The organism is Flavobacterium sp. N1736 (assembly GCF_025947065.1).
In the GTDB taxonomy this organism is placed as follows: Bacteria; Bacteroidota; Bacteroidia; order Flavobacteriales; family Flavobacteriaceae; genus Flavobacterium.
In genome coordinates this window covers 730,592-754,664 of record NZ_CP109994.1, presented here as the reverse complement: position 1 = coordinate 754,664, position 24,073 = coordinate 730,592, and the positions used below count along the sequence as shown (strand labels likewise).

The following is a 24,073-nucleotide window of genomic DNA, read 5'->3' as shown; positions in this document are numbered from 1 at the left end:
GAGTTCAGATTTTATATTTAATCCTAAAAACATCAGGATTACATTTACAAACTCATAACTTATAACTCACAATTAATAATTAATTTAAAAAGCCTTCAAACTCAAATCCATATTATAAACAGAATGTGTCAAAGCTCCGGAAGAAATATAATTAACGCCGCATAAAGCATATTCGCGAATCGTTTTTTCATTAATATTTCCGGACGATTCCGTTTGGCATTTGCTGCCTATTAATGCTACAGCAGTTTTAGTATCTTCATAATTAAAGTTGTCGATCAAAATTCTGTGAACGCCATCGCTCAATAAAATTTCACGAATTTCATCTAAATTTCTGGCTTCAACAATAATTTTTAAATCTAAATTATTAGCTTTCAAATAGTCTTTTGTTTTTTTAATTGCATGCGTAATTCCACCTGCAAAATCAATATGATTATCTTTCAGCATCACCATATCATACAAGGCGAAACGATGGTTTTCGCCGCCGCCAATTTTCACAGCCCACTTTTCGGCAACTCTAAAATTTGGAGTCGTTTTACGCGTATCTAATATTTTTGCACCCGTTCCTTCTAAAAGCTGTGTGTATTGATTTGTTTTTGTAGCAATTGCAGACATACGCTGCATGGTATTTAAAACAACTCTTTCTGATTTTAAAATCGATTGTGAACTTCCTGAAACTTCAAAAACAATATCGCCATATTCGACACGCGTTCCATCTTCAATAAAAGTCTTGATTTTTAATTTTGGATCAACAAATTCAAAAATCATTTTCGCAATCGCAACACCCGCAATAATTCCCTGATCTTTTACCAGTAATTTTGCCTGACCGTGCGCCGTTTCAGGAATACAAGCCAACGAGCTGTAATCTCCCGTGCCTACATCTTCGCGAATTGCGTTGCTAATTAATAGTTGTAATTCAGTTTGAAATTGTATATCGCTAATCATTTTTCTTAATTTTTATAAGATGCTAAAGTAGGACATATTTTGTGGATTTGAAAGTTTAACCAGTATCAAAAAAATCTAAACACAAAAAAATCAATTAAAACATTTAAAAATCTAAACACATAGAAACATAGTATTGATTGCGTAAAAAAGTCATTTCATTCCCACATAAATTCACAATAGTATACTATGTGTTAAAATCATGATTTTAAAAAAAATTCTTTCTATTCCATTTAAAAATTCTATGCTTCTATGTGTTTAAATTTTACACAAAATCTATATCTTTAAATAAAAACATTAAATATCTTTGAAGTTCATTCAAACAAAATTATGGGCTTAATTAAAGATATATATTCCGTTACTTTTTACAAAAATTTTAGTCAGGCTGTCGCCGAAGTACATCCAACATTCGACAAACAAAAGTTTATTGAAACCATTTACGAAGGCGATTTTGCCCAAAAAGAATGGAAAGACCGAATGAAACATACAACCGTTGTTTTTCATCAATTCATGCCTCAGCATTTTCCCGAAGCCGTTTTGTTAATAGATAAAATCATCGAAAATTTAAAGAAAAACAATTTTACTGACGGAAATCTCGCCTTCATATTTTTTGCTGATTATATCGAAAAATACGGTTTAGATGATTTTAAAACTTCTGCGAAAGCCTTTGTTTCCATCACACAATTTATAAGCTGCGAATTTGCCGTTCGCCCTTTCATTTTAAAATATAAAGAAAAAATGATTGAAGAAATGACAAAATGGTCCTTGCATGAAAACCACCACGTACGCCGGTTATCCAGCGAAGGAAGCCGACCAAGATTACCGTGGGCAATGGCGATTCCGTTCCTGAAAAAAGACCCGGCTTCGATTCTCCCAATTTTAGAAAACCTAAAAAACGATCCATCAGAATATGTTCGAAGAAGCGTTGCCAATAACTTAAATGATATTGTAAAAGATAATCCCGAAATTGTATTGGAAATTGCAAAAAAATGGCGCGGCATCAGCAAAGAAACCGACGCTATTATCAAACACGGCTGTCGTACTTTATTAAAACAAGGACATCCCGAAATACTGAGTCATTATGGCTTGGAAAGTACCAATATTGAACTTTCTGCTTTCGAAATAAAAACTCCAAAAGTAAAAATTGGTGATTATTTACAATTTCAATTTCACTTAAATAATAAAAATGACGAACCCAAAACAATTCGTTTAGAATATGCGGTTCATTACAAAAAATCAAAAGGACATTTGGCAAAAAAAGTCTTTAAAATCAGTGAAAAAATCTATCAGCCGCATCAATTGACAAAAGTCGAAAGAAACCAATCTTTTAAATTAATTACAACTCGCGTTTTTCATACCGGAATGCATCAATTGTCGATTATTATTAACGGAACTGAAAGTGAAGCTTTAGATTTTGAACTTATTGAGTAATAAAAGTTTGTTATTATTCTACTAAAAAACAGACTTGATTTTAAAAACATCAGACTTTTATACCTATTTTTACGCTCGTGAAATGGATTAATATCATATTATCAATTTACTTAATCGTGCTATCGGGTTTGCCATGTGCAGATACGCTGGTAAGCGAAACAAAATCGCATACAACACAAATAGTAAGTCAGTCACACGAACAATCTCACGAAAAAGGCTCCGATCTTTGCCCTCCATTTTGCAGCTGCAATTGCTGTACAACACAAGTACTAAATTCTGCCCCCGTTATTTCATGGATTTTTAATATCGATTCTTCACTTATTAAAAAACCATTATCCACTTATAATTCCATACTTATTTCCAATTTCTACGGAAGTATCTGGCAGCCGCCCCAAATAGTATAATGTAGCCCGTTCCGACGCTTCGGGATACGGGTAAATTGAGTATTGTGGTATTTCCACAAAAAAGAACGATTCCCGTTCCGATTTCTCATTCATTATATCTTAAAAATGCTAGATAAAATTATACAATTCAGTATAAAGAATAAATTCATTATACTGCTTCTTACCCTGATACTTATTATCTGGGGAAGTTTTTCACTTAAAAATTTACCACTTGATGCGCTTCCTGATATTACCAATAATCAGGTTCAGATTATTACCACCGCGCCAACACTTGCAAGTCAGGAAGTAGAACAATTAATTACATATCCACTCGAACAAGCTGTAAAAACGATTCCGAAAATAATCGAATTGCGAAGTATTTCCCGTTTTGGATTATCTGTCGTTACCGTTGTTTTTGAAGAAGATGCCGATACATATTGGGCACGTGAACAAGTTTTTCAACGATTGAAACAAGCCGAAGAAAATATTCCCAAATATGCCGGAACACCAGAATTGGCGCCAATTACAACCGGACTTGGCGAAATTTACCAATATGATGTTTATGCAAAAAAAGGCTATGAACATAAATATAATGCGACAAGTTTAAGAACCATTCAGGATTGGATTATTGTGCCGCAATTGCAAGGTGTAAAAGGCGTTGCCGAAGTAAGTACCTGGGGCGGAAGCGTAAAACAATATGAAATTGCAGTCGATCCAAACCGATTAAACAGCGCGGGAGTTACGATTACCGAAATTTTTGATGCGCTCGAAAAAAATAATCAGAATACCGGAGGCGCTTATATCGAAAAAGACGAGTTTGCTTATTTTATTCGGGGCGTTGGAATGGCTTCCGGAATTAAGGATATTGGAAACATTGTTGTTAAAAACAGAAGTGACACTCCAATTTTAATTCGCGATGTCGCCACAGTGCAATTAGGAAACGCCATTCGTTTTGGCGCAACAACCAAAGATGGAAAAGGAGAAATTGTAGGCGGATTAACGCTAATGCTGAAAGGGGAAAACTCGAAAGCCGTTGTAGAACGTGTAAAAGAAAAAATGATTCTGATTAATAAAATGCTTCCCGAAGGCGTTGTTGCCGAAGCTTTTATAGACAGAAGTAAACTGGTTGATAATGCAATAGGAACCGTTACAAAAAATTTACTCGAAGGCGCATTAATCGTGATTTTTGTACTGATATTATTTCTGGGGAATCTTCGCGCGGGATTAATCGTCGCTTCTGTAATACCGTTAGCGATGCTTTTTGCCGTAATATTAATGAATGCTTTTGGCGTAAGCGGAAATTTAATGAGTTTGGGAGCAATCGATTTTGGAATTATTGTCGATGGCGCCGTAATTATTGTCGAAGCTACAATGCATCATTTGCAAAAGCTGAAAAATAAAAAAGAACTATCGCAATCTGAAATGGATGAAGAAGTATACAATTCAGCTTCAAAAATCAGAAATAGTGCAGCGTTTGGAGAAATCATTATTTTAATTGTTTATCTGCCCATTTTAGCCTTGGTTGGAACCGAAGGAAAAATGTTTAAACCAATGGCGCTCACAGTTGGATTTGCAGTTATTGGCGCTTTTATTTTGTCACTTACGTATGTACCAATGATGAGTGCGATGTTTTTATCTAAAAAAACAGAACACAAATCGAATTTTAGTGATCGAATGATGGCTTGGTTCGAAAAAACATACGCATCATTTTTAGAGAAAGCACTGCGTTTTAAAAAAGTGGTTTTGGGTATTGCAATTGCATTCTTTGTTTTTGCACTTATCATCTTTCAAAATATGGGAGGCGAATTTATTCCAACAATTGAAGAAGGAGATTTGTCAATAAATGCCACAATTATGACGGGAAGTTCTTTATCGCAAATGATAAAAACAACAACCCAATACGAGAAAATGCTAAAAGCGAAATTTCCCGAAATTAAAACCATAGTATCCAAAATTGGAAGCGGTGAAATTCCGACAGATCCCATGCCTATAGAAAGCGGTGATTTAATTATTGTTTTAAAAGATAAAAAAGATTGGACAAGCGCTGATAATTGGGAAGATCTGGCTCATTTGATGAAAGAAGAAATGGAGAAAATTCCCGGAGCCAATATCGAAGTTTCCCAACCAATTCAAATGCGTTTTAATGAATTAATGACCGGAAGCCGAAGCGATATTGCCATTAAAATATTTGGTGATAATCTCGATGTTCTCGAAAGAAAAGCCAATGAACTAATCCAGAAAATCAATAACATTGAAGGCGTTGGCGACCTAAAAGCCGATAAAGTAAGTGGTTTGCCTCAAATTACAATTAAATACGATTATGACAAAATCGCGCTGTATGGTTTAAACATCGAGGATTTAAATAAAATCCTGCGTTCGTCTTTTGCGGGAGAAGCGGCAGGAAAAATTTATGAAGAAAACAAACGATTTGATATTGTCGTTCGAATGAACAAAGACAATCGTACCGATATTAACGACGTCAGTAATTTGTTTATTCCGCTGCCAAACGGACAGCAAGTGCCGCTTTCGCAGGTTGCAGTTGTAGATTATGAACAAGGTCCGGTGCAGGTAATTCGGGAAGATGGAAAGCGCAGAATCACAATTGGACTCAATGTTCGCGGACGTGATGTAAAAAGTGTTGTAGAAGAAATTCAGCAAAAACTCGACAAAAATTTCCAACTTCCCGCAGGATATTATGTAACCTATGGCGGACAATTTCAAAACCTGATCGAAGCCAGCAAACGACTTTCGATTGCATTGCCAATCGCATTAGGTTTAATTCTCGTACTGCTCTATTTTACCTTTAAAAGTGTTAAACAAGCTGCATTAATTTTTACGGCAATTCCGCTTTCTGCAATTGGCGGCGTCTTAGCTTTATGGATGCGCGGAATGCCTTTTAGTATTTCGGCAGGAATTGGTTTTATCGCTTTATTCGGAATTGCGGTTTTAAACGGAATTGTATTGATTTCGTATTTCAATCAGCTTCGCGAAGAAGGAATTACAAATCCATTGCAACGTGTTTTAATTGGTACAAAAACAAGATTACGTCCCGTTTTAATGACAGCAGCAGTAGCTTCTTTAGGTTTTCTGCCAATGGCATTGTCAACAAGCGGCGGCGCCGAAGTACAAAAACCGCTGGCAACAGTTGTTATTGGCGGATTATTTTCGGCAACATTATTAACGCTGATTGTTTTACCCATACTTTATTTATTATTTGAACAGAAGATTAAAACAAAAACAACGATGATAAAACCAATAATAACCGTGTTTTTATTATTAATAACAAGCTTTTCTTTTGCACAAAACCAGCCCATAACATTAGATAAAGCAATCGAAATGGCAAAATCGAATAGTATTAATTTGAAAATTGCCGATAAGGAAATAGAAAAACAAACGGTTCTTAAAAAAACGGCTTTTCAGGCAGATCCTTTGCAGGTGCAATATCAGGGCGGACAATTTAATACGGTTGATTATGACAGTAACGTTTCTGTACAGCAATATTTTCCTATCGGAAAAATCACAAAAGCCAATCGCCAATTGCAGGAAGAATTGGTAAAATTGGCCGAAAAACGAAAAGCTTTGTCTGAATATGAAATCGAAAAAGCCGTAACATTAGCCTATTATCAATATTTATATGGTGTTTCTGTTCAAAAATTAAATACCGAATTATTAAGTGTTTACGCCTTATTTTTAAAAAATGCAGAACTCCGTTTTAAAACAGGAGAAAGCGGAAACATTGAAGTAATTAGTGCAAAAGCAAAGGTTAAAGAAATTGAAACCCAAAAAGCACAATTAGAATATGATTTGGCGATTTATCAAAAACAATTACAGTTTTTTATGCAGACCAAAGAAAATATAATTCCGGATATTACGACTTCGCTGCAATTTATTTCGCTTGACGATTCGAACAAATCAAAAGCAGAAGATTTGATGAATGCATATCATCAACAGCAAATTTCGGTTTACCAAAAAGAAATCAATACGTTTAACGCACAGCGAACGCCAAAATTAGGTTTGGGTTATTTTGCTCAAACTATTGAAACTAAAGCGTTGTTTCAGGGTTTTACAGCCGGATTACAAATTCCGTTGTTTGGCGGAGTAAATACGGCTAAAGCCAAAGCAGCTTCAATAAGTATGGCACAATCAGAACTGGAATTAGAAAAAAGTCAGTTTTCATTGGAATTGCAAATGCAGGAACTCAAAAATGAATTTGAAAAACAAGAAAAAGGCTTGTCGTATTATCAAACGGAAGGTTTGCAATATGCAGAACAAATTATTTCGACCGCACAAAAAAGTTATGCTAATGGCGATATGAGTTACTGGACGTATATCAGTTTTTTAAATCAGGCAATTGATATTAAAAAACAATATGCAGAAACTTTGAATACGTATAATCAAAGTGCCATTCGATTACAGTTTCCATCAATTCCAAACAATTAATATTCAACATAATGAAAAATATAAAATACACAATAAGCCGTACTTCTACCCTGCTCTTTATTGCTTTTTTGATGGCAATAATAATGTCATGCAACAAACAAAAAGCGGAAGAAACACACGAAGAAGAAAAATCAGAAAGCGAAATCGCCTTAACGCCGGAGCAATTTAAAACGGTTGGAATTAAATTTGGAAAAATAGAAAACCGCAACCTGAATACGATTATAAAAGCAAACGGATATACAACAGTTCCGCCGCAAAAATCAGCGAAAATTGCAACATTACTGGGCGGAACCGTCAAAGATATTTTTGTTTTGGAAGGTACATTTGTAAACAAAGGAAAAGTTTTGGCAACCATTCAAAACCTTGAAGTTGTGGGCATGCTCGAAGATTATAAATCGGCGGCGGCCAATATCGAATATTTACAATTAGAATATAATCGCCAGAAAACATTATCTGATGAAAATGTAAATCCACGAAAAACATTTCAGGAAGTAAAAGCAAAATTAGCGGTTGAAAGAGCAAAAGCACAAGCCGCCAAAAACAGATTGCAGGCATTAAATGTAAGCACATCGAGCAATAATGCCTTAATTCCTATTATTGCGCCAATAAGCGGTTATGTAGGGAATATTAATATTGCTAAAGGCGCATTTGCAGAAACAGGAATCCCATTATTTGAAGTTGTCGATAACAGCCAAATGCACCTGGATTTAAACGTTTATGAAAAAGATCTCGGTTCTATTTCAATTGGTCAGGAAGTCGATTTTATCCTAACAAATCAATCTAATAAATCGATAAAAGGCAAAATATTTGGTATCAATAAATCGTTTTCTAATGAAAGTAAAACCGTTGCCGTTCATGCTAAAATTAATCCCGATGATGCAAAAGGTTTAATATCAGGAATGTATGTTTCTGCCAATATCAATTTAAATAATGCAACAGTTCCAGCATTGCCTAAAGCCGCAATTGTTAAAAATGGAGATAAATTTTTTATCTTTATAAAAGAAAACACGCTTTTGCAAAAAGACACAAAACAGAATTCTAAAGAGCACGAAGAAATACATTTTAATGCAATAGAAGTTATTCCGGGTGCTACAGATATGGGTTTTACCGAAGTTAAATTTATAACCTCAATTCCTGCTGACAGCCAAATTGTTACAGAAGGCGCATTCTATTTATTATCTGCCCAGAAAGGTGGCGGAGAACACACACATTAATAGAAATTATGATACATACTAGCGATACAAAATGCTGTGAAACAGAACAAAAAACAGTTCAAAAAAAAGCACATTCAGGATGTTGTTCTCATGACGAAATTGAAGCTCATGATGACCACGACGGACACGATCATTCTATAGGAAACAAAACTACTTTTCAATTGTTTACGCCGGCTATTATTAGCTTTATTTTACTAATTATTGCCATTATTTTTGATAATTATTATCCACAATCCTGGTTTACAGGATCTGTACGAATAATTTGGTATGCAATTGCTTATTTGCCCGTTGGTCTTCCTGTAGTTAAAGAAGCATGGGAAAGTGCGATAAAAGGATCTTTTTTTTCAGAATTTCTTCTTATGGTTATTGCCACAATTGGCGCTTTTGCGATTGGCGAATATCCCGAAGGTGTTGCTGTAATGCTGTTTTATGCCATTGGAGAAAATTTTCAGACATTGGCGGTTACAAGAGCCAAAGCAAATATTAAAACATTATTAGACCAGCGTCCTGATGAAGTTACGATTTTAGAAAATAATCAGCCGAAAATCGTAAAAGCAAAAGAAGTGCAGATTGGTGCTATTATTCAGCTTAAACCCGGCGAAAAATTAGGTTTAGATGGCGAATTAATATCTGATAATGCTTCGTTTAATACAGCAGCTTTAACAGGCGAAAGTAAACCCGACACAAAAAGCAAAGGCGAAAATGTTCTTGCCGGAATGATTAATCTTAATTCAGTTGCAGAAGTTAGGGTTACAACATTATATAAAGATAGTAAATTATCTAAAATCTTAGAAATGGTTCAGGATGCGACTGCCAAAAAAGCTCCAACTGAATTGTTTATCCGAAAATTTGCTAAAATCTATACACCGTTTGTGGTTTATGCAGCGATTGCAATCTGTTTTTTGCCTTATTTTTTTATAGACAATTATATTTTTAGAGACTGGCTTTACAGAGCATTGGTGTTTTTGGTAATCTCATGTCCTTGTGCGTTGGTAATTTCAATTCCGTTAGGTTATTTTGGCGGAATTGGTGCCGCAAGCAAAAACGGAATCCTGTTTAAAGGTTCTACTTTTCTGGATATAATGGCTGCCATTCAGGTTGTTGTAATGGATAAAACCGGAACATTGACAAAAGGAGTTTTTAAAGTTCAAAAAGTAGTTGCAAACGAAATTTCAGAAAGCGATTTAGTAAAATATACCGCCGCACTCGAAACAAAATCAACGCATCCTGTAGGAACTGCCATAATTGAATATGCAAATGGTGCCGAAAAAGATGTTACTATTATTGATGTTGAAGAAATTGCCGGTCATGGTTTAAAAGGAAAAGTAGACGGAAATGAAATTCTGGCAGGAAATATCAAATTAATGAAAAAATTTAATATTGATTATGATCCTGAAATTGATGCAACGCCATTTACCATAATTGTCATTGCAATCAATCAAAAATATGCCGGATACTTTTTAATTGCCGATGAAATTAAAGAAGATGCCAAACAGGCAATTCAAAATTTACATAAGATAAATGTAAAAACGGTAATGCTTTCCGGCGATAAAAGTGCAGTCGTAAATGCTGTTGCAAAAGAACTGAATATCGACGAAGCTTACGGCGATTTATTACCCGAAGATAAAGTCGAAAAAGTGACATTTCTAAAAGATAAAAACCTGAAAATTGCCTTTGTTGGCGATGGCGTAAATGACGCTCCTGTTGTGGCGCTTGCTCATGCCGGAATTGCAATGGGAGGTTTGGGAAGTGACGCTACAATTGAAACCGCCGACATTGTGATTCAAAATGATCAGCCTACAAAAATTTATACAGCCATAAATATTGGTAAAAAAACAAAACAAATTGTGTGGCAAAATATAACTCTTGCCTTTGTTGTAAAAGCAGCCGTGCTCATACTTGGCGCAGGAGGTTTGGCAACAATGTGGGAAGCTGTTTTTGCAGATGTTGGCGTTGCTTTGCTCGCCATACTAAACGCAGTAAGGATTCAGAAAATGAAATTTTAAAGTTTATTCTTTAACTACAACATAAAATCCATGTTTCTATGTGTTCAAATTCCTTATTTTTATATTCCAAAAAATCAAAACTTTCTTAATCTAAATTAAGTTACATATTCCTGTTACCACTGTAATTTTGTTTTCCAATCAAATTAAATTAACCATGTCAAATATCAGTTTAATTATCGAAGAACGTGCTGCCAATATTGGCAACTTTATGGTAGGGAGATTATTGCCTTTCCGCGAAAAAAGAGCTGTTGGACCATTTGTATTTATCGACCATATGGGACCTGCACATTTAAATCAATATCAAAATATGGATGTTCCGCCGCATCCGCACATCGGACTTTCAACTTTGACATTTTTGTTTGAAGGAAGCATTATGCACCGCGATAGTTTAGGAACTGAATTAGAAATAAAACCGGGCGCTGTAAACTGGATGACCGCCGGAAAAGGAATCGTACATTCTGAAAGAACGCCGGAATATTTAAGACATTCGGATAAAATGCTTCACGGATTGCAAATTTGGGTCGCTTTACCAAAAGAATTAGAACAAATGGATCCGAATTTTGCGCATGTTGAAGCCAGCGATATTCCAAGTTGGGAAGAAGACGGCGTTTCGTATAAATTAATTGCAGGAGAAGCATTTGGAAAAAAATCACCAGTTCCCGTTTATAGCCCGTTATATTTTATTGAGATCAAAAGTACCGAAGCTAAAAAAATCAATATTGGTAAAGATTTATTCGGCGAAAGCGGCTTATATATTTTAGAAGGAAGTATTAAAAGCGGTGAACACGTTTACGATCCAAAACAAATTTTAATTACAAATGACAGCACACTTTGCGAGTTTGAAATAGCCGAAAATTCTACCGTTTATATTTTTGGAGGACAGCCATTTCCCGAAGAACATTTTATCTTTTGGAATTTTGTTTCTTCGGATAAAAACCTACTCGAGAAAGCAAAAAAAGACTGGACCGAACAGACTTTTCCGAAAGTTCCCGGAGAAACTGAATTTGTGCCTTTACCTGAACCAAGAATAAAATAATATATGGATACTATAGCAGCACAAATAGATACCCGTTTGTATCGAACGGAAATTACATCAGCCAGCGGAAATATTCTAATTTCTGATGAACCTCAGGAAATTGGAGGAAAAAATTTAGGACTGAATCCTACAGAACTTTTGGCAGCTTCATTGGCTTCCTGCACCGTAATTACCTTGCGAATGTACATCAATCGCAAACAATGGGATGTTTCTGAAATAAATGTCAAAATTGATTTTGAAAGAGATTCGGAGCGAAATGTTTCCTTATTTACCAGAAAAATAGAAGTAATTGGCGAAGTCGATCAAACGCAAAGACAACGATTAGAAACCATTGCCAATAGCTGCCCAATACACAAAACATTAACACATTCAATAGAAATCAAAACCACATTAATATAATTTACCATGGAAATACAACAAATCAACGATATAAAAAGAGGTTATTTTGAAGCTATAGAAGACGGAAAAGAAGCTGGAAAAATGACTTACACCTGGGCTGGAGATTCTAAATTTATAATCGATCACACTGAAGTAAATGAAGAATTTAACGGAAAAGGTGTTGGCAAAAAATTAGTCATGGCCGCAGTTGATTACGGCAGAAATAACAATCTGAAAATAATTCCGCTTTGTCCTTTTGCAAAAAGCGTTTTTGATAAAGTAGAAGAAATTCGTGATGTACTTTTTACATAAGGTTCAAAGTTGCAAAGGGGCAAAGGTTTTTCTTTAAGATGCTGAGTTGCTAAGGTTCTAAGAGACGCACTGTTGTGCGTCTTTTTTATTTTTCATACATTTCTTTAAACTTTGTCCCTTTGCGCCTCTGAACCTTTGCCCTCAAAAACAAAATTTTTAAATGTCCTCTAAAACTCTTACATTTGCATGTAATTTAAACTTAGAGTATGTCAAGGATAATTACACTTTTCTGTTTTTTTATAGCGCAAATCGGCTTTTCTCAATCTGCTGAAAATTATTTAGAAAAAATCAGAAATAACGAAGCTCTCTTAACAGCTTTTTTTCAACAAATGCCAAAAGGCGGCGATTTACACCATCATTTTTCGGGATCTATTTATGCAGAACCTCTTTTAGAAAGAGCAATTGCAGAAGATTTTTATCTGAATCTGGAAACGATGGAAGTCTCTAAAACCAAACCTGCAAAAGGCAATTGGCAAACATTCTCATCTCTTAAAAACGAAGGTAAACTGGCTTTTTACGAACAGCAAGTCATGCAAACCTGGTCGGCTAAAGATTATAATGGTTCTGTACCTTCAGATGATTTATTTTTTGACTCTTTTATGAAATTCGAACCTACAATCCAAGGTCATTTTGCCGAAGGAATGTTGGAATTAAAGAAACGTGCCATTGCTGAAAATGTAAGCTATATCGAAACGCAACTATCTACGATTCCGTGCGATATGAATGTTTCTGATTTAACTGATTTCAACTCAAAACTACGTCAGGCAGCAACTCAAAAAGATGAAAAGGCAGTTTTAAAACTTTTAGACGAATTATATAAATCGCTTCAACAAAAAGATGCCAAAAAATATGCGACAGATTTCAACAATAATTTCATAGCAAAACTCCACAAAGACTTAAAAATTGATGACGAGAAATTCACAATGCGTTATCAAAATTTTGTGCTTCGTTTTATGGATCCGGTTGATTTATTCAAAAACCTGACGATTGCATTTATCTCTGCAAACGACAGCAAATTGGTTGCTGGCGTAAACATCGTTTCTCCGGAACATGGCGAAAATTCCATGAAAGATTATTGGTTACATATGGTTATGTTTAAATATTGTCACGCTAAATATCCGGACGTAAAATATACGCTTCACGCAGGCGAATTGACTCTAGGTTTGGTACAGCCCGAAGATTTAACGTGGCACATTAACGACGCGATTCATGTTGCCGGAGCAAACCGAATTGGACACGGAGTTGATATCGCTTATGAAGCAAATTCATACGATTTATTGCGTTACATGGCAAAAAACAACATTCCGATCGAGATTAATTTAACGAGTAACGAATTTATTCTGAAAGTGAAAGAAAACAGACATCCGTTTACACTTTACAAAGAATTTAATGTGCCAATCGTAATTAGTACAGACGATGCCGGAATTTTAAGAACGAATATGACGGAACAATATGTTTTACTGGCAAAAAGATATCCCGATGTTTCGTACGCGACTATAAAACAATATGTTTACAACAGTATCAATTATAGTTTTATTCAGGATACATCGGTAAAAAAACAATTACTGAAAGATTTAGATACAAGATTTAAGGCTTTTGAAGCTAAATTTCCTAAGAACTAAAACAAAATAAAATCTGCCAAATATGCTAAATCTGCGGGAGATAATTTTTTCTCGCAGATTTAGCAGATAAAAATGGGTTTGTAATATGATTTTTGAAGCCGTTTTTGAGAATAAAAAATACTAAGTTTATTTTGCCACAGATTAAAGGATTAAAAAGATTTTTTTTTAATTCGCCTTAAATTTGTCTGTGAAAATCTTTTAATCTGTGGCAAAAAAATAAAAAATTATGAATATCAAACTTATCGCCATTGGCAAAACAGATAATAAATCGCTTCAAACTTTAATCGACGATTATACCAAACGTTTGTCGTTTTATATCAAATTTGATTTGGAGATTATTCCGGATATCAAAAACGTAAAGAATTTATCTGAAAGTCAGCAAAAGGAAAAAGAAGGCGAGTTAATTCTGTCGAAATTAACGCCAACCGATCAATTAATTTTATTGGATGAAAATGGAAAAAACTTCTCCAGCGTTGGTTTTTCTGAAGAATTACAAAAGAAAATGAATTCAGGAATCAAAACGTTAGTTTTTGTAATTGGCGGTCCATACGGATTCTCAGACACCGTTTACAGCAAAGCACAAGGGAAAATTTCACTTTCGTTAATGACGTTTTCGCATCAAATGGTTCGGTTGTTTTTTATTGAGCAATTGTATCGCGGTTTTACGATTTTAAGGAATGAACCTTATCATCATCAGTAAATTTTGTTTTTTTTAGTTTCAGGTTTTCTTTGTTTCAGGTTTCAAGTTTAGAAGATGAATTCTGTTTTGTCTTTATTTTCTAATTCACGAACTAAAATTTTATTTTGAATATATTCCTCATAATTCATGTCTTTATCAAACACCAAGATTGTCTTTGGCTCTACAACGTAATCCATTCTGTGAATGTAATTTAGAATTTCTATCTTTTTTATTTCAGTAGTATCAAACAAAACAAAATCACTTTGTTTTTTAAAATGAATAATAATTGCATCTTTTTCAGTTGGTTTTCCCATTTTATAATACACTTTCGTGAAAGGCAAAAAGGCTAAATTCTTCCCGACAGAATCTGCGTAGGAATAATAATTTTCGGCTTTTTCGTTTTTGTGTGCTTTTTCAGCACGCTTTTTTTCCTGAAGTTTTATGACTTCGGGAATTACTAATTTTAAAGGCAAACGTTTGTCGATATTGAAAATCCAATTGGTTGAAATAATGCTGTTTTTTCGGTTTACTTCTGCAATGGTGTCTTTTCCTTCGGTTTTAAAGAAGATGTAAATTGGTGATAAATCCTCGACATTTTTAACAATCGAAACATTTGATTTTGGAAGCAAAACGTCTTTTTTTTCCTCGCAGGAGAAAAGAAAGAAGACGATAATTAGAGTAAAGTATTTCATATTTATTATTGTTTTTTCAGCATAATCTTTGTCATTTCGACCGAAGGGAGAAATCACACTAGAAATTCTACAAAGATTGGCGATTCTAAGCGCGGAGTTTCTCGTGTGATCTCTCCTCTGTCGAGATGACAAAACCGGGCGTTTAAATAGTATTTGAATTCATTTTTTCAAACAAAGTAATACATTCCATTCCTTCTTTTACATCGTGAACACGCAGGATTTTTGCACCTTTTGTTAAGGCAATTGTATTCAAAACTGTTGTTCCGTTTAAGGCATCTTGTGCGGTGTTATTTAGTGTTTTGTAAATCATTGATTTTCTTGAAACTCCGGCTAAAACAGGTAATTCTAATAAATTAAAAAGTTCCATTTTTTGCAAAACTTCATAATTCTGATCGGTTGTTTTTGCGAATCCGAAACCTGGATCCAGGATTAAATCATTGATTCCGAAACTTCTTGCTTTGTTTACTTTTTCTGAAAAATAGAAAAGTATTTCTTTTACAATATCCTCATATTGTGTCAAACTTTGCATTGTTTGCGGATTGCCTCGCATGTGCATCATAATATACGGAACATTATATTTTGCGATAACATCAAACATTTTATCATCTAATTCTCCAGCTGCAATATCATTTATAATTGCTGCACCGTTTTCTATACTTGCTTTTGCAACTTCGGCTCTAAAAGTATCGATAGAAAGTAATGTGTCCGGAAAATGCTTTAAAATCAATTCAATGACAGGAATTATTCTTTCTATTTCTTCTTTTTCCGAAACAAATTCTGCACTTGGTTTACTCGAATAAGCGCCAATATCAATAAATGTTGCTCCTTCAGACAACATTTTACCTACTTGCGAAATTATTTCATCTTCATTACTATATTTTCCGCCATCAAAAAAAGAATTTGGCGTCACATTCAATATTCCCATTATTTTAGGAATCGACAAATCAATAAGCTGGCCTTTGCAGTTAATTAACATTTTTGTTTCAAGTTTTATTTGTTTCAAGTTTCAGGTTTTTCTTGTTTCACGTTTCAAGTTCCAGCGCTTACGCAATCTACCTTAACTTGAAACTTTAAACTTGAAACTTGAAACACCTTTCAAAATTTATCCTTATTTTTGAAGAAATTTTAGCAAATATACAGCAATAAATGAAGAATACTTCCCTTGAATTTGATAATGTAATTGCGGTTTGCCGTACTTTATTTATCAATAAAATGAAAGATTATGGTAGTGCATGGCGTATTTTGAGACTGCCTTCGCTTACTGATCAAATATTCATAAAAGCACAAAGAATTAGAAGTTTACAGGAAAACGAAATCCGTAAAGTTGATGAAGATGAAAAAGGAGAATTTATCGGCATCATCAATTATTCGATTATGGCTCTAATTCAGTTAGAATTGGGCGTTGTTGAGCAGCCTGATCTTGATGTAGAAAAAGCAACTGAATTATACGATGCTAAAGTTAAATTAACCAAAGAGTTAATGCTTGCCAAAAATCATGATTACGGTGAAGCCTGGCGCGACATGCGTGTGAGTTCCCTAACCGATTTGATTTTGCAAAAATTACTTCGCGTAAAACAAATAGAAGACAATAAAGGTAAAACTTTAGTTTCTGAAGGCATCGACGCTAATTATCAGGATATGATTAATTATGCTGTTTTTGCACTTATTCTTAATCCAATAAAATAATATTCCGCCAAATAAAACATTTTAAAATAACTTCCATGAAAAACATTATTACTCAATTTTCCCGATTATTTGTCGGTGTATTATTTATCATTTCAGGATTAATTAAACTGAATGATCCTGTTGGTTTCTCTTATAAACTGGCTGAATATTTTAGCGAACCGGTTTTTAATATGCCATTTTTAGAGCCTTTGGCTTTAGGTTTAGCCATCTTTTTAGTAATTCTGGAAGTCGTTTTGGGAGTAATGTTATTAGTTGGTTACAAATCAAAATTGACGATTTGGGCTTTATTGCTTTTAATTGTTTTCTTTACATTCCTTACCTTCTACTCTGCTTATTTTGATGTAGTTAAAGATTGCGGATGTTTTGGAGACGCTTTGCATTTAACGCCTTGGCAATCCTTTACAAAAGATATTGTTTTACTTTTCTTTATTCTGATTCTATTCATCAATAAAAAACTGGTAAAACCTTTATTCTCCAATACTGTTACCAATATTATCACGCTAATTGCTTTAATTTTATGTGTTGTTATGGCAGTTTGGGTTTTAAATCATAATCCTATAAAAGATTTCCGTCCGTTTAAAGTCGGAAGCAATATCGAGAAAGGAATGGAAATTCCGGAAGGCGCTCCAAAATCTGTAGTTGAAATGGTTTTTATCTATAAAGTAAAAGGCGTTGATAAGGAATTTACGGAGAAAGATTTAATGAATATTCCTGAAGGCGCGACTTTTGTTGACAGAAAAGATAAAGTAATCACGGAAGGTTATGTTCCGCCAATTCACGATTTTTCGATGACAAAAGATGATTCTGATTACAAGGAAGAATTATTGAAAGAGCCAAAATTACTAATTTTTGTAACGTACGATTTAGCATTATCAAATCCTGACGGAATGAAAAAGTTAGAAGATTTAAATAAAGAAGCGAAATCAAAAGGATATAAAGTAATTGCAATGACGGCTTCCGGAGCTGAAGAAATTGCAAAAGCTAAAAAACAATATGGTTTAGATGTCGATTTCTATTTCTGCGATGCGACGACTTTAAAAACAATCGAAAGAGCAAATCCAAGTATCGTTGTTTTACATAACGGAACCGTAATGCAAAAAGTTCATTATAACGACATTGATGATTTGAAGTTATCTGATGTTGCGTATGGTCTTTAAAACAAGCTATTTATGAAACAATTTCAAAAATTATCCGTTACTTTTTTATTTACTGTGCTTTCTGTTTTTATATGTTTTAGCCAGGAAAAGACATCAAATAAAGATCAACGTTATATCTTCTTTCTGCACAATAAATTCATCGAAGAAAACGCTTTAGATGTTGCACATCCTGAATACGGAAAGGCAGAATATAATGAAATAGTAGCTTCTTATAAAAAAGATAATTTTATTGTTTTTAGTGAAATCAGATCGAAGAATACAAACGCGGCAAAATATGCCGAAAAGGTTGTGAAGCAAATTAAAAAGCTTATCAAACAAGGTATTTCTCCAAATAAAATTACAGTAATCGGAACTTCAAAAGGCGGATATATTGCACAATATGTTTCTACTTATCTGGCAAATCCCGATGTAAATTTTGTTTTTATTGGATGTTTCCGAGACTCAGATATTAAGGAAATTCCGGAGATTAATTACTGTGGAAACATATTAACGATTTATGAAGAATCTGATATTTTTGGTGTTGATGCCAGTAAACGAAAAGAAACTTCAAAACTAAAAATAAATCATTTCAAACAAATCGAATTACATACTAATCTTAAACATGGCTTTTTATTCAAAGCTTTAAATGCATGGATTGCTCCGAGTAAAAAATGGGCAAATGGTGATTATGATTTGAATTAAGATTCTAAAAATAACTTTAAAAAGCCTTCAATAATTTCTAATTCAGAAATAAATTATTGAAGGCTTTTTTATATAAATCTGACGTTTTTTTGCTTCTGAAATTGTTTGTTAAGTAAAAAAAACGTTTGTTTTTTATTGCCTGAAAAAAATATTTTTAAAAAATCCTGTTTTTCAAGCCAACTATTACGTTTTCATTATTGTTTTTCTAACCGAATTTTCTTGTTTTGTGATAAAATAAACGAGTCTTCAAATTTTGTTAATCTCCATTTCTCATTCAATTTGTTTGTTTAACTTTGTTGGGAACCTTAATTTATGAAATTGTGGTGATTTGAATTTGCAGATTCATTTCCGTCAAAGCAATTCATAATATTTAAAAACTATATTATAATATGAAACAAATAGCTTTAATCGTTATTGCATTTATTACTTTTTCATGCTCACAAGCTCAGAAAACAAGTTTTTCTAAAGAAGCATTGTCTGAAAAATTATTAACTATTGATGGAGGTCAGACTTCTTTCAAAAATATTTTAAAAAAATACAAAGGAAAAACTTTGATTATCGAAGTTTGGGCTTCCTGGTGTGGTGATTGCGTAAAAGCAATGCCAAAACTAAAAGAGTTACAAGCCAATAATCCTGATGTTTCCTACTTATTCCTTTCTGCTGATAAAACGGCTGAAAAATGGAAAATCGGAATTGAAAAACACGAATTAAAAGGCGATCATTTTATGATGAACGATGGTATGAAAGGTGTTTTTGGAAAAGCAATTGATTTAGACTGGATTCCGAGATATATTATCGTTGATAAAACAGGTAAAATCGCATTATACCGCGCTATTGAAACTGATTTTGATAAAATCAATGAAACTTTAAAAAGCTTGAAATAATTTTCAATAAAAATATCAATGTCAAAAATCAATTTCAATTTTTGACTTTACTTCAATAAAACAAAAAAAATAAAAACTACCAAAATGAGAAAAAAGATTGTTGCAGGAAACTGGAAAATGCATAAAAACGCAGCACAAACTGAAGAATTATTAAACGAATTAATTACTAAAATACCGGCTCAAACTACTGCTCAGGTTATTGTAGCTCCAACATTTGTAAATTTACAGGCGGCAGTTGCTAAAGTAAAAAACACTACAATTGGTGTTGCTGCTCAAAACGTTCACCAAGCTGAAGGTGGCGCTTTTACAGGAGAAATTTCTGCAGATATGTTAACTAGTATTGGTGTAAACACGGTAATTCTTGGTCACTCTGAGCGTAGAGCTATTTTTCACGAAACTGATGCTTTAATCGCCAATAAAGTTGATACAGCTTTGAAACATGATTTGACTGTAATTTTCTGTTTTGGAGAAGAATTAAAAGATCGTCAATCCGGAAATCATTTTAATATTGTTGAGAACCAATTACGTGACGGAATTTTTCATATTGCAAAAGAATCATGGTCTAAAGTTGTTTTAGCTTATGAGCCTGTTTGGGCAATTGGAACGGGTGAAACTGCTTCACCGGAACAAGCTCAGGAAATGCACGAATTTATCAGAGAAACAATCCGTAAAGCTTTTGGAGCTGATATCGCTGATGAAGTTTCTATTTTATACGGTGGTTCTGTAAAACCGGATAATGCTAAAGAAATCTTTGGTAAACCAGACGTAGACGGTGGTTTAATTGGTGGTGCAGCCTTAAAAGCTGATGACTTTTTAGCTATTGTAACTGCAATTTAATTTTAGATTTTAGATTTTAGATTTTAGATTTTAGATTTTAGATTTTAGATTTTAGATTTTAGATTTTAGATTTTAGATTTTAGATTTTAGATTTTAGATTTTAGATTTTAGATTTTAGATTTTAGATTTACTATATAAAAAAGCGTTCGCTGTGCGAACGCTTTTTTATTATAATCCCATTTTCATTTCACAATTTACTTTTTACAAATAACTAATTAATAAATGCTTCTAATAAAGGGCAATTGTACTTTTTAAAAGTTGGTGTTGTTTTATATAAGGAATAAAAATTAATTAGCTCCTTGCCTGCTTTAAACGGATTTTTTTCTTCTTCTTCCGCAGAAACAATATTTGCGTAATGATTGTAATAATTACATTCAAAAATCATTAAACTGGCTAAGGCTTTTTCGTTGCTGTTTTTAGACATTTTCAGGGCTTTTTCATAATAAAATTTCGCCATTGTTAAATTATAATAATTGCCATTTTGATATGTTTTTTCATTCTCTGTATTATCTCCGTAAACATAATCAATATACGATTCTCCCGAAGTCCAATCGTAAGCCACCATCATCCATGAATTTCCTAAATACGAAACATTAAAATACGCATTTGCCAATTGCAGATTACCCGATGCTGTATTTTGCTTTTTTAACTGAATTAATTTTGCAAGAAACTCCGCTTTATTAAAACGATAATCAAATTTTCGTTCTTCTTGTTTTTGCAGAATTTTGGGCGTAAAAGGGTTCTCATTCAGATAATCTGTAAAAGCATAATTCTTCTCCCAAAAATCTTTTGGCATACTTGAAAAAGTTTCATAAGCCAATTCTAAATTGTTATTTCTAAAAGCGATTGTTCCTTTTAAATCTTTGTAATAATTTATATCTGGTGCAATTGTACCGGAACAAATGTATTTTTCAAATGGTGTTTTATCTCCTTTTTGCTGTAAAGCGATCAATTTATCTACGTCTTCAATAGTTGCAGTTCTCTCAAAATAACCTATATAACTATAGAAATAAGGATTATTGTAAGCGGAATATTCGCCTTCGTTTTTAAGGTCTGATTTCATAAATAATAAACCTGCTGTAACGCGATCGCCTTTTTTATAGAAATCCGCACTTGCAATTCGGTATAAACTATATAAGTTTTTGAATAAGCCATAATCTGTTTCGACCAAATTTTCGACAGAATCAAAGTATTTAAAAAGCTGGTTTTGAACTTTCTCACTTTTTAAATCATCTTGCTTTAAGGAAACCAAAGCCAATTGGATATTTTTTTGCATTTGTATCGATGCATTGGCTTTATCAGAAATCATATTGGTATATTTTTTTCCCAAATCAATTTCATCATCCATAAAACAAAGCTGAGCAATTGCGGCGGTTATATAGTCTTTTTGCTCACCAGAAGTTTGTTCACGAACAGCAATCAAAAAGTATTTTAATTCTCTTAAATATAAAATATCCTTAGTAAAGTTTTCTTCTTTTGCTTTGGCGTAATCTCCATACCAATCGGTGCCTTCAAACACAACCGAAGGGCTTCCGTTATTGCTATATTGAGGTGTAAAAATCCAATCTTCGAGTTTGTTTATTTCTCTGCCAATCAAAAAACTCAAATACAAACTATTCGGACTCAATTCGTAAACTTCTTTGATTGTTTTTAAATCCGGAGCGGGATTACGCAAACTTTCAATAGACAAAATTACGCTTCGTTCTTCGTCATTTTGTGCCAAAGCCAGAGTTTCTGCCGTTAATTTCCAATTGTAATGCTGTAAAACGGCAAATGATTTTTCTTCGCAAGCAGCAAAAACTTTACTCAATAAATAGTTTTGTAAAGGAAAATCTTCTATACATAAGGCTTTATAATACAAAGCCCAAGGTTCTAAAATTGTGTTTTTATTTTGGGCAAAATAAGTATCGTACAAACGAATTACTTCACTTTTATCTTGTGCATAAAAACTATATCTCAAAATTAAAAAGGCATAACGCTGTTTCAAAAAAGCATCTTTTGCGGTTTTAATTTTCTTTTCAAAATTTTCTAAATCTGCCGGTTGGTGATCGTGATTATTATAACCAACTTTTCCCCAGGATTCCCATTTTACATCGACATTATTATTGTATTCTATTTTTTTAGCAAATAAAATATAATTTAAAAAGGCTTTGTTTTTTGGTAATAACAACGCTTCAATAAAGGTGTTTTTTTCGAATGCTTTTTTTAGGGTTTTAGATTCGTATGCATTTTCAAATTGCTCAGAATCTATTTTGTACAAAATTGTATAAACATCTTTTGTATTAATTTGACTGCTTATTTTTTTCTTCCATTCCAAACAATTCAATTCCTTATCAACGTCTGAAACTGTATTGGTCGAATAGTAATAATCGGCAGAATAATAAAACGGCGTTAGTTTAAAAAACCCTTCACGCTGTGCTTTAAACAATGCTAAACGACTTGTTTCCGGCGATACGCTCCATCCGCAGGCAAACGAAATATGAAAACTTAAAACTAAAAGTAAACTGCTAAAAACGCGCATAATAGTTGGCTATATTTTGGGTTCCGTAATCGTTGATGTATTTTTTATCAAACGAGAAAAAGGTGATTTTGGTTTGATTATCAATCTTTATTTTGTCTTTTATAATCGAAATCATTTTCTCTAATTCGTCTTCCGAAATTTTCTCAATCCTAATTTCATCTCCATTTCGCAAATAGGTCTGACTTACCAAAACATCATCCTGCAAAACATATTTAGAATCAGATACTTTTTTCAATTTAATCGAATCATTCCTCAATTGGTCGTAATCTGATAAAATTCCTTTAAACTGATTTCCCCTAAAAACAACTGCCCAGCTATACAAGGGCAAAGCAATATCAAGTTTGAGTTTGTAATTGCTGTGTGTAATATATTGTGCCAATTCGTCGCTTGTTCCTATCGAATTTTTGGTTTTAAAATCATCCGGTTTTGTCAAATTATAACACATCAACAATCCTTTATCAACCGGTGGAACTCCGGCTTTTTCAGCAAACTTATATTGCCAGAGTCTAATTGTTGCAGCAATTTTTGAGGTTGGAAATCCTTTTTTAATTTGCTGTAATAAATAGAAATAGTTCTTTTTTGATTTTTCTGTCCAATCGCAATCAATTAAAATTTCTTTGAAATCAACTTTCAGCTTTGCTAATTCTATTGCTTTTATAGAATCGTAATTCAGTCGTTTAAAATCTTTTTGTTTGTAATAATCTTTTGGATACACTATTGAATTTGCAATTTTATCTGCTTTGCTTTGGTTTATATTTTCTCCTATTTGTTTGACACGCTGCGCAATTCTCGAAGCCAAACTGTCTAATTGTTTTGTATTTGCCTGTAAAACAACTTCGTTTGTGATAAAAATACTTGGCGTAATTTCGGGATTACTTTCGTTTAAGCTTGTGTTTCTAATGCTTGCAACAGGCAAAGGTTCTTTGGCATACGGATTCCAATCGACATCAAAAAAACGCACATACAGGTGTTTTACATCTAATTCTCTGATTAAGGAATCTTCTTCTTTTTCAAAATTCAAATCGGTTTTCCAATAACAAAATGATCGGATTACTTCGTGTTCTTTTTCGCAGGAAGCGCCGTTTAAAACCGCAAAAAGGAAAATATAAATGATATTTTTCATAAATTAAAATCAGTAGAAATTTGAATCAAAATTAACATTAATCTTCATGAGA

Annotated in this window: 20 protein-coding genes; 15 read left to right on the top strand and 5 right to left on the bottom strand. The window is 33.3% G+C overall.

Annotation, left to right across the window (positions count from 1 at the left end; all coding sequences use genetic code 11):
- Nucleotides 1-84: 84 nt before the first annotated feature.
- Nucleotides 85-942 (bottom strand): carboxylating nicotinate-nucleotide diphosphorylase, encoded by an 858-nt coding sequence (gene nadC, locus OLM54_RS03215; RefSeq protein ID WP_264537163.1) that lies wholly within the window; start codon nt 940-942, stop codon nt 85-87.
- Between the two features lie 327 nt (nt 943-1,269).
- Here nadC and OLM54_RS03210 point away from each other — a divergent pair, with 327 nt between their 5' ends.
- The 10 genes from OLM54_RS03210 (at nt 1,270) to rlmH (ending at nt 14,461) form a co-directional block, all read left to right on the top strand.
- A complete protein-coding gene (locus OLM54_RS03210) occupies nt 1,270-2,370 on the top strand; it encodes a DNA alkylation repair protein (RefSeq protein ID WP_264537162.1) in 1,101 nt (366 codons plus the stop codon).
- Nucleotides 2,371-2,447: 77 nt separating this feature from the next.
- Nucleotides 2,448-2,774, top strand: a complete 327-nt coding sequence (locus OLM54_RS21610; protein WP_319802307.1) for a DUF6660 family protein — start codon at nt 2,448-2,450, stop codon at nt 2,772-2,774.
- Nucleotides 2,775-2,879: 105 nt separating this feature from the next.
- Nucleotides 2,880-7,193, top strand: a complete 4,314-nt coding sequence (locus OLM54_RS03205) for a CusA/CzcA family heavy metal efflux RND transporter (RefSeq protein WP_264537161.1) — start codon at nt 2,880-2,882, stop codon at nt 7,191-7,193.
- 11 nt (nt 7,194-7,204) lie between these two features.
- Nucleotides 7,205-8,407 carry an efflux RND transporter periplasmic adaptor subunit gene (locus tag OLM54_RS03200; RefSeq protein ID WP_264537160.1) on the top strand — a complete coding sequence of 401 codons (1,203 nt, stop codon included), beginning with the start codon at nt 7,205-7,207 and terminating at the stop codon, nt 8,405-8,407.
- Between the two features lie 8 nt (nt 8,408-8,415).
- A complete protein-coding gene (locus OLM54_RS03195) occupies nt 8,416-10,413 on the top strand; it encodes a heavy metal translocating P-type ATPase (RefSeq protein WP_264537159.1) in 1,998 nt (665 codons plus the stop codon).
- A gap of 154 nt (nt 10,414-10,567) precedes the next feature.
- Nucleotides 10,568-11,449 (top strand): pirin family protein, encoded by an 882-nt coding sequence (locus tag OLM54_RS03190; RefSeq protein ID WP_264537158.1) that lies wholly within the window; start codon nt 10,568-10,570, stop codon nt 11,447-11,449.
- A gap of 3 nt (nt 11,450-11,452) precedes the next feature.
- Nucleotides 11,453-11,848 (top strand): OsmC family protein, encoded by a 396-nt coding sequence (locus OLM54_RS03185; RefSeq protein ID WP_264537157.1) that lies wholly within the window; start codon nt 11,453-11,455, stop codon nt 11,846-11,848.
- A gap of 6 nt (nt 11,849-11,854) precedes the next feature.
- Nucleotides 11,855-12,139, top strand: coding sequence for a GNAT family N-acetyltransferase (locus OLM54_RS03180; protein WP_264537156.1), 285 nt, complete (start codon nt 11,855-11,857; stop codon nt 12,137-12,139).
- A gap of 206 nt (nt 12,140-12,345) precedes the next feature.
- Complete coding sequence (locus OLM54_RS03175) at nt 12,346-13,761, top strand: adenosine deaminase (RefSeq protein ID WP_264537155.1); 1,416 nt, start codon at nt 12,346-12,348, stop codon at nt 13,759-13,761.
- 226 nt (nt 13,762-13,987) lie between these two features.
- Nucleotides 13,988-14,461 carry a 23S rRNA (pseudouridine(1915)-N(3))-methyltransferase RlmH gene (gene rlmH, locus OLM54_RS03170; protein WP_029269532.1) on the top strand — a complete coding sequence of 158 codons (474 nt, stop codon included), beginning with the start codon at nt 13,988-13,990 and terminating at the stop codon, nt 14,459-14,461.
- A gap of 47 nt (nt 14,462-14,508) precedes the next feature.
- Here the strand turns inward: rlmH and OLM54_RS03165 are convergent, their stop codons facing one another.
- Both OLM54_RS03165 and folP read right to left on the bottom strand, forming a co-directional pair.
- Entirely contained in the window at nt 14,509-15,132 is a 624-nt protein-coding gene (locus tag OLM54_RS03165) for a hypothetical protein (protein WP_264537154.1), read from the bottom strand.
- Between the two features lie 142 nt (nt 15,133-15,274).
- Nucleotides 15,275-16,108 (bottom strand): dihydropteroate synthase, encoded by an 834-nt coding sequence (gene folP / locus OLM54_RS03160; RefSeq protein ID WP_264537153.1) that lies wholly within the window; start codon nt 16,106-16,108, stop codon nt 15,275-15,277.
- A 170-nt stretch (nt 16,109-16,278) separates the two neighbouring features.
- On the opposite strand from folP, the gene OLM54_RS03155 reads away from it, so the two are divergent.
- The 5 genes from OLM54_RS03155 (at nt 16,279) to tpiA (ending at nt 20,377) form a co-directional block, all read left to right on the top strand.
- The gene (locus OLM54_RS03155) at nt 16,279-16,818 is read left to right on the top strand and encodes a DUF1599 domain-containing protein (RefSeq protein WP_264537152.1); all 540 of its coding nucleotides are present in this window, start codon (nt 16,279-16,281) and stop codon (nt 16,816-16,818) included.
- A 35-nt stretch (nt 16,819-16,853) separates the two neighbouring features.
- Nucleotides 16,854-17,975, top strand: coding sequence for a BT_3928 family protein (locus OLM54_RS03150; RefSeq protein ID WP_264537151.1), 1,122 nt, complete (start codon nt 16,854-16,856; stop codon nt 17,973-17,975).
- 12 nt (nt 17,976-17,987) lie between these two features.
- Nucleotides 17,988-18,656, top strand: a complete 669-nt coding sequence (locus tag OLM54_RS03145) for a YqiA/YcfP family alpha/beta fold hydrolase (RefSeq protein ID WP_264537150.1) — start codon at nt 17,988-17,990, stop codon at nt 18,654-18,656.
- A gap of 389 nt (nt 18,657-19,045) precedes the next feature.
- Nucleotides 19,046-19,540, top strand: a complete 495-nt coding sequence (locus OLM54_RS03140; protein ID WP_264537149.1) for a TlpA family protein disulfide reductase — start codon at nt 19,046-19,048, stop codon at nt 19,538-19,540.
- Between the two features lie 84 nt (nt 19,541-19,624).
- Complete coding sequence (tpiA, locus tag OLM54_RS03135; protein ID WP_264537148.1) at nt 19,625-20,377, top strand: triose-phosphate isomerase; 753 nt, start codon at nt 19,625-19,627, stop codon at nt 20,375-20,377.
- Nucleotides 20,378-20,588: 211 nt separating this feature from the next.
- Here tpiA and OLM54_RS03130 read toward each other — a convergent pair whose 3' ends face one another.
- Both OLM54_RS03130 and OLM54_RS03125 read right to left on the bottom strand, forming a co-directional pair.
- A complete protein-coding gene (locus OLM54_RS03130; RefSeq protein WP_264537147.1) occupies nt 20,589-22,898 on the bottom strand; it encodes a hypothetical protein in 2,310 nt (769 codons plus the stop codon).
- Nucleotides 22,885-24,021 carry a hypothetical protein gene (locus tag OLM54_RS03125; protein ID WP_264537146.1) on the bottom strand — a complete coding sequence of 379 codons (1,137 nt, stop codon included), beginning with the start codon at nt 24,019-24,021 and terminating at the stop codon, nt 22,885-22,887. Before OLM54_RS03125 ends, OLM54_RS03130 begins: the two co-directional genes overlap by 14 nt.
- Nucleotides 24,022-24,073 lie beyond the last annotated feature (52 nt).

Excerpts from the sequence above, each read along its gene's own strand:
- nadC (WP_264537163.1), bottom strand. The coding sequence starts at position 942 with ATGATTAGCGATATACAATTTCAAACTGAATTACAACTATTAATTAGC.
- OLM54_RS03210 (WP_264537162.1), top strand. The coding sequence starts at position 1,270 with ATGGGCTTAATTAAAGATATATATTCCGTTACTTTTTACAAAAATTTT.
- OLM54_RS03205 (WP_264537161.1), top strand. The coding sequence starts at position 2,880 with ATGCTAGATAAAATTATACAATTCAGTATAAAGAATAAATTCATTATA.
- OLM54_RS03200 (WP_264537160.1), top strand. The coding sequence starts at position 7,205 with ATGAAAAATATAAAATACACAATAAGCCGTACTTCTACCCTGCTCTTT.
- OLM54_RS03195 (WP_264537159.1), top strand. The coding sequence starts at position 8,416 with ATGATACATACTAGCGATACAAAATGCTGTGAAACAGAACAAAAAACA.
- OLM54_RS03190 (WP_264537158.1), top strand. The coding sequence starts at position 10,568 with ATGTCAAATATCAGTTTAATTATCGAAGAACGTGCTGCCAATATTGGC.
- OLM54_RS03185 (WP_264537157.1), top strand. The coding sequence starts at position 11,453 with ATGGATACTATAGCAGCACAAATAGATACCCGTTTGTATCGAACGGAA.
- OLM54_RS03180 (WP_264537156.1), top strand. The coding sequence starts at position 11,855 with ATGGAAATACAACAAATCAACGATATAAAAAGAGGTTATTTTGAAGCT.
- OLM54_RS03175 (WP_264537155.1), top strand. The coding sequence starts at position 12,346 with ATGTCAAGGATAATTACACTTTTCTGTTTTTTTATAGCGCAAATCGGC.
- rlmH (WP_029269532.1), top strand. The coding sequence starts at position 13,988 with ATGAATATCAAACTTATCGCCATTGGCAAAACAGATAATAAATCGCTT.
- OLM54_RS03165 (WP_264537154.1), bottom strand. The coding sequence starts at position 15,132 with ATGAAATACTTTACTCTAATTATCGTCTTCTTTCTTTTCTCCTGCGAG.
- folP (WP_264537153.1), bottom strand. The coding sequence starts at position 16,108 with ATGTTAATTAACTGCAAAGGCCAGCTTATTGATTTGTCGATTCCTAAA.
- OLM54_RS03155 (WP_264537152.1), top strand. The coding sequence starts at position 16,279 with ATGAAGAATACTTCCCTTGAATTTGATAATGTAATTGCGGTTTGCCGT.
- OLM54_RS03150 (WP_264537151.1), top strand. The coding sequence starts at position 16,854 with ATGAAAAACATTATTACTCAATTTTCCCGATTATTTGTCGGTGTATTA.
- OLM54_RS03145 (WP_264537150.1), top strand. The coding sequence starts at position 17,988 with ATGAAACAATTTCAAAAATTATCCGTTACTTTTTTATTTACTGTGCTT.
- OLM54_RS03140 (WP_264537149.1), top strand. The coding sequence starts at position 19,046 with ATGAAACAAATAGCTTTAATCGTTATTGCATTTATTACTTTTTCATGC.
- tpiA (WP_264537148.1), top strand. The coding sequence starts at position 19,625 with ATGAGAAAAAAGATTGTTGCAGGAAACTGGAAAATGCATAAAAACGCA.
- OLM54_RS03130 (WP_264537147.1), bottom strand. The coding sequence starts at position 22,898 with ATGCGCGTTTTTAGCAGTTTACTTTTAGTTTTAAGTTTTCATATTTCG.
- OLM54_RS03125 (WP_264537146.1), bottom strand. The coding sequence starts at position 24,021 with ATGAAAAATATCATTTATATTTTCCTTTTTGCGGTTTTAAACGGCGCT.